Raw genomic sequence first — 2,572 nt, 5'->3', positions numbered from 1 at the left:
TCAGGGCAACGCCCTGTCCTGGGCTACCTCTGGTGGTTCGGGTTTCCGCGGCTCGCGTAAAAGCACCCCGTTCGCCGCCCAGGTGGCTGCAGAACGTGCTGGTCAAGCTGCGCTGGAATACGGTCTGAAGAACCTCGACGTTAACGTCAAGGGTCCAGGTCCGGGTCGTGAGTCCGCTGTCCGTGCATTGAACGGCTGTGGCTATAAGATCGCCAGCATCACCGATGTGACGCCCATCCCGCATAACGGGTGCCGTCCTTCGAAGAAGCGTCGCGTGTAATCAGGAGACAGTGAGAAATGGCTCGTTACATTGGTCCCAAATGCAAACTGTCTCGTCGTGAAGGCACAGATCTTTTCCTGAAAAGCGGTGTACGCGCTCTGGAATCGAAGTGCAACATCGAAGCAGCCCCAGGTATTCACGGTCAGCGCCGTGGCCGTCAGTCCGACTACGGCACCCAGCTGCGTGAGAAGCAAAAAGTTCGTCGTATCTACGGTGTACTTGAGCGTCAATTCAGCGGTTATTACAAAGAAGCTGCCGGCAAGAAAGGCGCTACTGGTGAGAACCTGCTGCAACTGCTCGAATGCCGTCTGGATAACGTGGTTTACCGCATGGGCTACGGCGCTACCCGCGCTGAATCCCGTCAGCTGGTATCGCACAAGTCGATCAGCGTAAACGGTAAAACTGTCAACGTACCGTCCTACCAGGTTAAAGCTGGTGACGTTGTTGCAGTCCGCGAGAAATCGAAGAATCAGCTGCGCATTGTTCAAGCTCTTGAGCTGTGTGCCCAGCGTGGCCGCGTTGAATGGGTAGAAGTAGACACTGAGAAGAAGTCTGGCGTGTTCAAAAACGTCCCGGCGCGCAGTGATCTCTCCGCTGACATCAACGAAAGCCTGATTGTCGAGCTCTACTCCAAGTAAGGGCTAGAAAATAGGTGCATCCATGCAGATTTCGGTAAATGAGTTCCTGACCCCCCGCCATATTGATGTGCAGGTGGGCAGTCCGACCCGCGCCAAGATTACGCTCGAGCCTCTCGAGCGTGGCTTTGGCCACACCGTGGGCAACGCGCTGCGTCGCATCCTGTTGTCCTCCATGCCTGGCTGTGCAGTAGTCGAGGCCGAGATTGACGGTGTACTCCATGAGTACAGCGCCATCGAAGGTGTTCAGGAAGACGTCATTGAAATCCTGCTCAACCTGAAAGGTCTGGCTGTCAAACTGCACGGTCGTGACGAAGTGACGTTGACTCTGGCGAAGAAGGGCTCGGGCGTAGTTACCGCTGCCGATATTCAGCTGGATCACGATGTCGAAATCGTCAATGGCGACCACGTAATCGCCAACCTGGCTTCCACTGGCGCGCTGAACATGAAGCTCACCATAGCTCGTGGTCGCGGCTATGAGCCGGCTGACGCTCGTCAGAGCGATGAAGACGAAAGCCGCAGCATTGGTCGCTTGCAGCTGGATGCTTCGTTCAGCCCGGTACGCCGTGTGTCGTACGTGGTGGAAAACGCTCGTGTTGAGCAGCGTACTAACCTGGACAAGCTGGTTATTGACCTGGAGACCAACGGTACTCTGGACCCTGAAGAGGCTATTCGCCGCGCTGCAACCATTCTGCAACAGCAGTTGGCTGCGTTCGTCGATCTCAAAGGTGACAGTGAGCCTGTTGTTATCGAGCAGGAAGATGAGATCGATCCGATCCTCCTCCGTCCGGTTGATGACCTGGAACTGACTGTACGTTCGGCTAACTGCCTCAAGGCAGAGAACATTTACTACATCGGCGATCTGATTCAGCGCACCGAAGTAGAACTGTTGAAAACGCCGAACCTGGGCAAGAAATCCCTGACCGAAATCAAGGATGTTCTGGCTTCTCGCGGTCTGTCCCTCGGTATGCGCCTCGACAACTGGCCGCCGGCAAGTCTGAAGAAAGACGATAAGGCGACTGCCTGATCGTCATCATCACCGAACGTGAGTTTGGTAAGGAATTGAACCATGCGTCATCGTAAAAGTGGCCGTCACCTCAGCCGCACCAGCGCACACCGCAAGGCCATGTTCCAGAACATGGCGGTATCGCTGTTCGAGCATGAGCTGATCAAAACTACTCTGCCGAAAGCCAAAGAGCTGCGTCGCGTTGCTGAGCCGCTGATTACTCTGGCTAAAGAAGACAGCGTTGCTAACCGTCGTCTGGCCTTCGATCGTACTCGTTCGAAAGCCATCGTCGGCAAGCTGTTCAACGACCTGGGCAAGCGCTACGCCACCCGTCAGGGCGGTTACCTGCGTATTCTCAAGTGCGGTTTCCGCACTGGCGACAATGCTCCAATGGCTTATGTTGAGCTGGTTGACCGTCCGGTCGCTGGTGCAGCTGTAGACGCTGAGTAAGTCGTAGGTTGTATAAGAAACCGGGCCTTGGCCCGGTTTTTTTATGGCTATGTCCCAATAGCGTGTTGCATGGTGCGTCCAACCGCCTCCTGGATACAGTGAGCTGGCTGAATACGCTGTTGATAGCGCTCAAGCATGCGGCGCCAGCCCAGATAGTTCGGGAGGTAGCGGGTGGCGACACCGTGAAAACGAGTCATCCAG

The 2,572-nt window shown here is 55.7% G+C and carries 4 protein-coding genes and 1 pseudogene; 4 read left to right on the top strand and 1 reads right to left on the bottom strand.

The window, feature by feature from the left end; all coding sequences use genetic code 11:
- From rpsK to rplQ, 4 genes are all read left to right on the top strand, one after another.
- Nucleotides 1–280, top strand: a 280-nt coding sequence (rpsK, locus tag Q8O69_RS11495) for a 30S ribosomal protein S11 (RefSeq protein ID WP_305592227.1), incomplete at its 5' end; no start/stop codon positions are given.
- Nucleotides 281–297: 17 nt separating this feature from the next.
- Nucleotides 298–918 (top strand): 30S ribosomal protein S4, encoded by a 621-nt coding sequence (gene rpsD, locus Q8O69_RS11490; RefSeq protein ID WP_160016246.1) that lies wholly within the window; start codon nt 298–300, stop codon nt 916–918.
- 22 nt (nt 919–940) lie between these two features.
- Nucleotides 941–1,942 (top strand): DNA-directed RNA polymerase subunit alpha, encoded by a 1,002-nt coding sequence (gene rpoA, locus Q8O69_RS11485; protein WP_305592224.1) that lies wholly within the window; start codon nt 941–943, stop codon nt 1,940–1,942.
- Nucleotides 1,943–1,984: 42 nt separating this feature from the next.
- Nucleotides 1,985–2,371: a 50S ribosomal protein L17 gene (gene rplQ, locus Q8O69_RS11480; protein WP_069519894.1), complete on the top strand. Its 387-nt coding sequence runs from the start codon at nt 1,985–1,987 to the stop codon at nt 2,369–2,371.
- Nucleotides 2,372–2,418: 47 nt separating this feature from the next.
- Here the strand turns inward: rplQ and Q8O69_RS11475 are convergent.
- Nucleotides 2,419–2,572: pseudogene (locus tag Q8O69_RS11475) on the bottom strand (IS1595 family transposase); the annotation flags it as partial.

This window comes from Pseudomonas sp. (assembly GCF_030690725.1).
Classification (GTDB): domain Bacteria; phylum Pseudomonadota; class Gammaproteobacteria; order Pseudomonadales; family Pseudomonadaceae; genus Aquipseudomonas.
The sequence above is the reverse complement of the archived record's forward strand: the minus strand, read 5'-3'. Positions and strand labels throughout refer to the sequence as shown.